Raw genomic sequence first — 7,309 nt, 5'->3', positions numbered from 1 at the left:
CACGCCGTACCACTACTCGTCCTACGACGAGGAGACCGAGGTCGCGCCGTCCGACCGGCCCAAGGTCCTGATCCTGGGATCCGGGCCCAACCGCATCGGGCAGGGCATCGAGTTCGACTACTCGTGCGTGCACGCGGTGATGGCTCTCCGCGGTGCGGGATACGAGACCGTGATGGTCAACTGCAACCCGGAGACGGTCTCCACCGACTACGACACCTCGGACCGGCTGTACTTCGAGCCGCTGACGTTCGAGGACGTCATCGAGGTCGTGCACTCCGAGCAGCGCTCGGGCACGGTCGCGGGCGTGATCGTGCAGCTCGGCGGCCAGACGCCGCTCGGCCTCGCGCAGCGCCTCGCGGACGCGGGCGTGCCGATCGTGGGCACGCCGCCGGAGGCGATCCACCTGGCCGAGGAGCGCGGCGCGTTCGGCAAGCTGCTCACCGACGCCGGGCTGCCCGCGCCGAAGTACGGCATGGCGACCTCGTTCGACGAGGCCAAGGCCATCGCCGACGAGATCGGCTACCCGGTGCTCGTGCGGCCCTCGTACGTGCTCGGCGGGCGCGGCATGGAGATCGTCTACGACGAGGACTCGCTGGCCGGGTACATCGCCCGCGCCACCGAGGTCAGCCCGGAGCACCCGGTGCTCGTCGACCGGTTCCTCGACGACGCCATCGAGATCGACGTCGACGCCCTCTACGACGGCACCGACGTGTTCATCGGCGGCGTCATGGAGCACATCGAGGAGGCGGGCGTGCACTCCGGCGACTCCGCCTGCACGCTGCCGCCCATCACGCTGGGCGAAACGGACATCGACGCCGTCCGCCGCTCCACCGAGGCCATCGCCAAGGGCATCGGCGTGCGCGGCCTCCTGAACGTCCAGTACGCGCTCAAGGACGACGTCCTGTACGTCCTGGAGGCGAACCCCCGCGCGTCCCGCACGGTGCCGTTCGTGTCCAAGGCGACGGCCGTGTCGATGGCCAAGGCCGCCGCGCGGGTCATGCTCGGCACCACGATCAAGGAACTGCGCGGCGAGGGGATCCTGCCGGTCACGGGCGACGGGGCGAAGCTGCCCGCGCACGCCCCGGTGTCGGTCAAGGAGGCCGTGCTGCCGTTCCACCGGTTCCGCACGCGCGAGGGCAAGGGCGTCGACTCGCTGCTCGGCCCCGAGATGAAGTCGACCGGCGAGGTGATGGGCATCGACGTGTCGTTCGGCATGGCGTTCGCCAAGTCGCAGACCGCGTCCTACGGCTCGCTGCCGACCTCGGGCAAGGTCTTCGTGTCGGTCGCGAACCGCGACAAGCGCGCGATGATCTTCCCGGTGAAGCGGCTCGCCGACCTCGGCTTCGAGGTGCTCGCGACGTCCGGCACGGCCGAGGTCCTGCGCCGCAACGGGATCCCGTGCACGGTGGTGCGCAAGCACTTCGACGGCGTCGAGAACATCGTGGACATCATCCTCGCGGGCGGGGTGGACATGATCATAAACACGCCGTACGGCAACAGCGGGCCGCGCGTCGACGGCTACGAGATCCGCACCGCGGCGGTCGCCAGGGACATCCCGTGCGTCACCACGATCCAGGGCGCGGCGGCGGCCGTGCACGGCATCGAGGCGGCGATCCGCGGCGACATCGGCGTCCGCTCCCTCCAGTCGCTCCAGATGGCGCTGAAGGGGGACGGCGAGTGAGCTTCGGGACCAGGCTGGCGAAGGCGGTCGCCGAGCGGGGGCCGCTGTGCGTCGGCATCGACCCGCACCCCGCGCTGCTGGGGCAGTGGGGCCTGACCGCGGACGCGGCCGGGCTTGAGCGGTTCGCGCTCACGTGCGTCGAGGCGTTCGCCGGGCAGGTGTCGCTGGTGAAGCCGCAGTCGGCGTTCTTCGAGGCGCACGGCTCGGCGGGCGTCGCGGTGCTGGAACGGGTCGTCGGCGGCCTGCGGGACGCCGACACGCTCGTGCTGGTGGACGCCAAGCGCGGGGACATCGGCTCGACCATGGCCGCCTACGCGGCGGCCTACCTGGCCGAGGGCTCGCCGCTCGCGGGCGACGCGGTCACGGTCTCGCCGTTCCTCGGCTTCGGGTCGCTCGACCCGGCGGTCGAGGCGGCCCGCGCCCACGGGCGCGGCGTGTTCGTGCTGGCCCGCACGTCCAACCCCGAGGGCGCGGGTGTGCAGCGCGCGGTCCTGCCCGACGGGCGCACGGTGGCGCAGTCGATCGTCGACGGCGCCGCCGCGGCCAACGCGGGCGCCGACCCGCTGGGCGACGTGGGGCTGGTCGTCGGGGCGACGCTGGCCGAGCTGGACGTCGACCTGTCGGCGCTGAACGGCCCGGTCCTGGCGCCGGGCTTCGGCGCGCAGGGCGCGGGCGTGGCCGACCTGCGGCGCCTCTTCGGCGCCGAGCTGCGCGGCGTGCTGCCCTCGTCGTCGCGCGACGTGCTGCGCCACGGGCCCGACGTGGCCTCCCTGCGGGCCGCTGCGCTGCGCGTGCGCGACGAGGTGTCCTGACCCCCTGAAACGGCACTCGGGGCCGTCTCGCGGGCGCTCAACGCCCGCGGGGCGGCCCTGTCCAATTCCGACACGCTTGTCGAGGTCCGCTCACCTGGGCAAACGTTCCCTGGTACGGTCCACGCCACCGGCAGCTCGATCGCCCGAGGTGCGCATACCACACAGGTCGTGGCCAATGCGTTACCGGAGGCGGTGACGGGACCGTCGGTGCGAGTTGGTACTACTACCCCTCGCCGCGCCCAACTGATCGCTGTAAAGCTCAACCCTGACTGGGTTGGGGCCGAAGTTGAAAGCAAGGGTCTTAGCAAAACCCATCGACTTCCGGACCCGCGTTGTACCCAGGCAATTGAGGTCGGTACGGTCGCGGCACAGATCCCAGAATTAAATTCCCACACCACGGAGGAAATCGTGGCCCTTCCCCAGCTTACCGAGGAGCAGCGGGCCGCAGCGCTGGAGAAGGCTGCTGCCGCTCGTCGCGTTCGGGCTGAGCTCAAGGAGCGCCTCAAGCGTGGCGGCACGAACCTGACCGATGTGCTCAAGGCCGCCGAGAGCGACGAGATCCTGGGCAAGATGAAGGTGTCCGCGCTGCTCGAGGCTCTTCCGGGCGTCGGCAAGGTTCGCGCGGCGCAGATCATGGAGCGGCTCGAGATCGCTACCAGCCGTCGTCTGCGTGGCCTGGGCGACCGCCAGCGCAAGGCGCTGCTCGCCGAGTTCAGCAGCGAGTGAGTAGTGGCACCGAGGCGGGGTCGGGCTCATCTGCCCGGCCCCGCCTCACCGTACTTTCCGGTCCGTCCGGTGTCGGCAAGTCCAGCGTGCTGGCCGAGCTGCGCCGCCAGGGGCCGGTGAACGTGCACTTCAGCGTCTCGGTGACCACCAGGAAGCCGAGGCCGGGCGAGGTCGACGGGCAGCACTACCACTTCGTCGACCGCGTCGAGTTCGACCGGATGGTCGCCGCGGGCGAGTTCCTCGAACACGCCGAGTACGCGGGCAACTGCTACGGCACCCCCAGGGCCCCGGTGCTGCGGGCCCTGGAGTCCGGGCTGCCGTCCCTGCTGGAGATCGAGTTGCAGGGCGCGCGCCAGGTCAGGGCCACCATGCCGGAGGCCCAGCTGGTCATGCTGGCGCCCCCGTCCTGGGAGCACCTGGTCGACCGGCTGGTCGGCCGGGGGACCGAGGACCCGGACGTGATCGAGCGCCGCCTGGAGGTCGCCAGGGAAGAGATGGCGGCCGAGAAGGAGTTCGACGAGGTCGTCGTGAACGCCGACGTGCGGTCCGCGGCCCGCGATTTGCTAAACTTGGTGGTCGGCCCGCAGCCCGAGGTCTCGTCTCGATCTTGAGTGGCGCGGGACGACCCAGCCGAAACACAACCGCAGGAGCGTTGACGAGTGACCACGCACACCGAGCTGGGCCAGCTGACGGGTTCGCCAGAGGGCATCACCAACCCGCCCATCGACGACCTGCTCGAGCAGGTCAGCTCGAAGTACGCGCTGGTGATCTACGCCGCCAAGCGCGCTCGCCAGATCAACGACTACTACGCCCAGCTGGGCGAGGGCCTGCTGGAGTACGTCGGCCCGCTGGTCGAGCCCGGCCCGCGCGAGAAGCCGCTCTCCATCGCGCTCCGGGAGATCCACGCGGGTCTGCTCGAGCACACCGAGGGCGAGTGACGTCCCAGCTCCACCCGGATGCCCCTGTTCGTCCCCGAGTAGTTCTCGGGGTCGGCGGGGGCATTGCCGCGTACAAGGCGTGCGAGGTGCTGCGGAGGCTGACCGAGTCGGGTCACTCCGTCCGGGTCGTGCCCACCGACGGCGCGCTGAAGTTCGTGGGCGCGGCAACTTTCGAAGCACTTTCGGGTCAGCCGGTGCACACGGGGGTCTTCGAGGACGTGCCCGAGGTGCCGCACGTGCGCCTCGGCCAGACCGCGGACCTGGTGGTCGTGGCCCCCGCGACGGCCAACCTGATCGCCAAGGCGGCGGGCGGCCTCGCGGACGACCTGCTGACCAACACGCTGCTCACGGCCCGGTGCCCGGTCCTGCTCGTCCCGGCGATGCACACCGAGATGTGGGAGCACCCGGCGACGCGCGCCAACGTGGCGCTGCTGCGCTCGCGCGGCGTGGTCGTCGCCGAGCCCGCCAGCGGCAGGCTGACCGGCAAGGACACCGGCAAGGGCAGGCTGCCGGAGCCGTCCGAGATCGTGGAGCTGGCCAGGCTCCTGCTCGCCCGGCCCGACGCGCTGCCCCGCGACCTCGAAGGCCTGCACGTCGCCGTGTCGGCGGGCGGCACCCGTGAACCGCTCGACCCGGTCCGCTTCCTGGGCAACCGCTCGTCCGGCAGGCAGGGCTACGCCCTGGCGAGGGTCGCGGCCCAGCGCGGGGCGCGGGTGACCCTCGTCGCGGCGCACACCGCGGACCTGGTCGCCCCGGCGGGCGTCGACGTGGTGAAGGCCGGGTCGGCCGAGGAGCTGCGGGTCGCCATGCACGAGGTGGCGAAGACCGCGGACGTCCTGGTGATGGCCGCCGCCGTGGCGGACTTCCGGCCGGTGTCGCTGGTCGGCCACAAGATCAAGAAGACGGACCGCGACCCCGACCCGGTCGCGCTCACCCGCAACGCCGACATCCTCGCCGAGCTCGTCGAACGCCGCCGTCCAGGCCAGGTCGTCGTGGGTTTCGCCGCCGAGACCGGCGACGAGGGCACGACCGCGCTGGACTACGGCCGCGCGAAGCTCAAGCGCAAGGGCTGCGACCTGCTGGTCGTCAACGCGGTCGGGGACGGCAAGGCGTTCGAGGTCGAGGACAACGGGGGGTGGCTGCTGTCGGCCGACGGGACCGAAACCACTATCACGCACGGCTCAAAAGCGCAACTGGGTTCCGTTCTGTGGGATGCGGTTCATCTTCTCGGTAATCGTTGACACGGACGTGTGCGCACGCTCGTTAAGCTTGTCCCCTTATCAGCGCAGACATCGAAGGTTTGAGGTAGCGCCGTGAGCCAGCACGCCAGCAGGCTGTTCACCAGTGAGTCTGTCACCGAGGGACACCCTGACAAGATCTGCGACGCGATCAGCGACTCGATCCTGGACGCCCTGCTGCGCAAGGACCCGCGCTCCCGCGTGGCCGTCGAGACAATGGTGACGACCGGCCAGGTGCACGTCGCGGGCGAGGTCACGACCGAGGCGTACGCCGACATCCCGTCCATCGTGCGGGAGAAGATCCTGGAGATCGGCTACGACTCCTCGGCCAAGGGCTTCGACGGGCACTCCTGCGGCGTCAACGTCGCCATCGGGTCCCAGTCCCCGGACATCGCGCAGGGCGTCGACACCGCCTACGAGGAGCGCGTGTCCGACTCCGCCGACGAGATCGACCGCCAGGGCGCCGGTGACCAGGGCCTGATGTTCGGCTACGCGTGCACCGACACACCTGAGCTGATGCCGCTGCCGATCGCGCTGGCGCACCGGCTGTCCCGCAGGCTGACCGCGGTCCGCAAGGACGGCTCGGTGCCGTACCTGCGTCCCGACGGCAAGACCCAGGTCACCATCGAGTACGCCGGTGACCAGCCCGTGCGGCTGGACACGGTGGTCGTGTCGACGCAGCACGCGGACGGCATCGACCTGGAGAAGCTGCTCGGCGTGGACGTGCGCGAGAACGTCGTCGGGCCGGAGATCGCCGAGCTGGGCCTGGACACGTCGAACGTGCGGCTGCTGGTGAACCCCACCGGCCGCTTCGTCATCGGTGGCCCCATGGGTGACGCGGGCCTCACCGGGCGCAAGATCATCGTGGACACCTACGGCGGCATGGCGCGGCACGGCGGTGGCGCGTTCTCCGGCAAGGATCCGTCCAAGGTGGACCGTTCGGCCGCGTACGCCATGCGGTGGGTGGCCAAGAACGCCGTGGCCGCGGGCCTGGCCGCCCGCATCGAGGTGCAGGTCGCCTACGCCATCGGCAAGGCTTCTCCTGTCGGCCTGTTCGTCGAAACATTCGGCACCGAAACGGTCGACCCGTCGAAGATCCAGCAGGCCATCGCCGAGGTCTTCGACCTCCGGCCCGCCGCGATCATCCGCGACCTCGACCTGCTGCGCCCGATCTACGCGCCGACGGCCGCCTACGGTCACTTCGGCCGCACGGACATCGACCTGCCGTGGGAGCGCACCGAGCGCGCCGACGCCCTCCGGGTGGCCGCGGGGGCCTGACTTTCCTGTTTTACTCGTGCGTAAAGCACGGCGGCCTGGCCGCCGTGCTTTTTCGCATTTCTACGGCATTGGTGGCCGCGCTCCCACGTCTCAATCACGGTCCTATTTCGACAGCGGGACGATAGGTTTGTCGCATGGGGGTTGAACAACGGCTCATCGACGGCGAGTTCGTCGACCTGAAAGGCGAGACGATCGACGCGTCGTCGATCCGAGATCTGCTCATCGCCGACCGCCTCGATCCGCGCGGTATTCGACCGCGCGACGCGCGTGTCATCGGCCCGCCGGACCTGGCCGACATCCACTCCCAGCGGCCCCTCGTGCTGTCTCGACCGCCGCACCGACAGCCCGGTGCCGCTCGACCGCGCCACCCTGTCCTCTGTGGACCTCAGCGGCCTGGTCGCACCCGCCCGTCAGTGCGGCGTGGCTCCGTCTGGAGCACTACCTGCTGCTGCGGAAGGTGCGGCTCGACGGCGGGCAGGAGGATTGGGCGCTGGACCTGACGGAGGCCACCACAGCCCGCGCGGCGCACACCTGACCGGCGCCAGGTTCGCCCTGCACGCCCCCGAGATACGCACCGGCGGCCAGGTGCACCTCACCGACCTGCGCGCTTCGGGCACGGTCAAGCTCGACGGTGCC

7 protein-coding genes are annotated in these 7,309 nt (G+C 70.6%); all 7 read left to right on the top strand.

The genetic code is table 11. The features are described 5' to 3' along the window. Positions 1 to 1,681 (top strand): carbamoyl-phosphate synthase large subunit (gene carB / locus VFZ92_RS34350; protein ID WP_330880744.1); only part of this gene is annotated, 1,681 nt, incomplete at its 5' end. Further along, positions 1,678 to 2,493 carry an orotidine-5'-phosphate decarboxylase gene (gene pyrF / locus VFZ92_RS34345; RefSeq protein WP_330880742.1) on the top strand — a complete coding sequence of 272 codons (816 nt, stop codon included), beginning with the start codon at positions 1,678 to 1,680 and terminating at the stop codon, positions 2,491 to 2,493. The genes carB and pyrF, both read left to right, overlap by 4 nt. 408 nt (positions 2,494 to 2,901) lie before the next feature. Continuing rightward, a complete protein-coding gene (gene mihF, locus VFZ92_RS34340; protein WP_106197042.1) occupies positions 2,902 to 3,219 on the top strand; it encodes an integration host factor, actinobacterial type in 318 nt (105 codons plus the stop codon). After that, the gene (gmk, locus tag VFZ92_RS34335) at positions 3,216 to 3,830 is read left to right on the top strand and encodes a guanylate kinase (RefSeq protein WP_330880739.1); all 615 of its coding nucleotides are present in this window, start codon (positions 3,216 to 3,218) and stop codon (positions 3,828 to 3,830) included. The genes mihF and gmk overlap by 4 nt, the downstream gene beginning before the upstream one ends. 48 nt (positions 3,831 to 3,878) lie before the next feature. Next, positions 3,879 to 4,157 carry a DNA-directed RNA polymerase subunit omega gene (gene rpoZ, locus VFZ92_RS34330; RefSeq protein WP_106197044.1) on the top strand — a complete coding sequence of 93 codons (279 nt, stop codon included), beginning with the start codon at positions 3,879 to 3,881 and terminating at the stop codon, positions 4,155 to 4,157. Then, positions 4,154 to 5,398, top strand: a complete 1,245-nt coding sequence (gene coaBC / locus VFZ92_RS34325; protein ID WP_330880735.1) for a bifunctional phosphopantothenoylcysteine decarboxylase/phosphopantothenate--cysteine ligase CoaBC — start codon at positions 4,154 to 4,156, stop codon at positions 5,396 to 5,398. Before rpoZ ends, coaBC begins: the two co-directional genes overlap by 4 nt. Before the next feature lie 72 nt (positions 5,399 to 5,470). Further along, positions 5,471 to 6,673, top strand: a complete 1,203-nt coding sequence (gene metK, locus VFZ92_RS34320) for a methionine adenosyltransferase (RefSeq protein WP_330880733.1) — start codon at positions 5,471 to 5,473, stop codon at positions 6,671 to 6,673. Positions 6,674 to 7,309: the final 636 nt, after the last annotated feature.

Origin of the sequence: Umezawaea sp. (assembly GCF_036375055.1) — a bacterium.
Classification (GTDB): domain Bacteria; phylum Actinomycetota; class Actinomycetes; order Mycobacteriales; family Pseudonocardiaceae; genus Umezawaea.
This window is presented reverse-complemented; position numbering and strand designations above follow the sequence as displayed.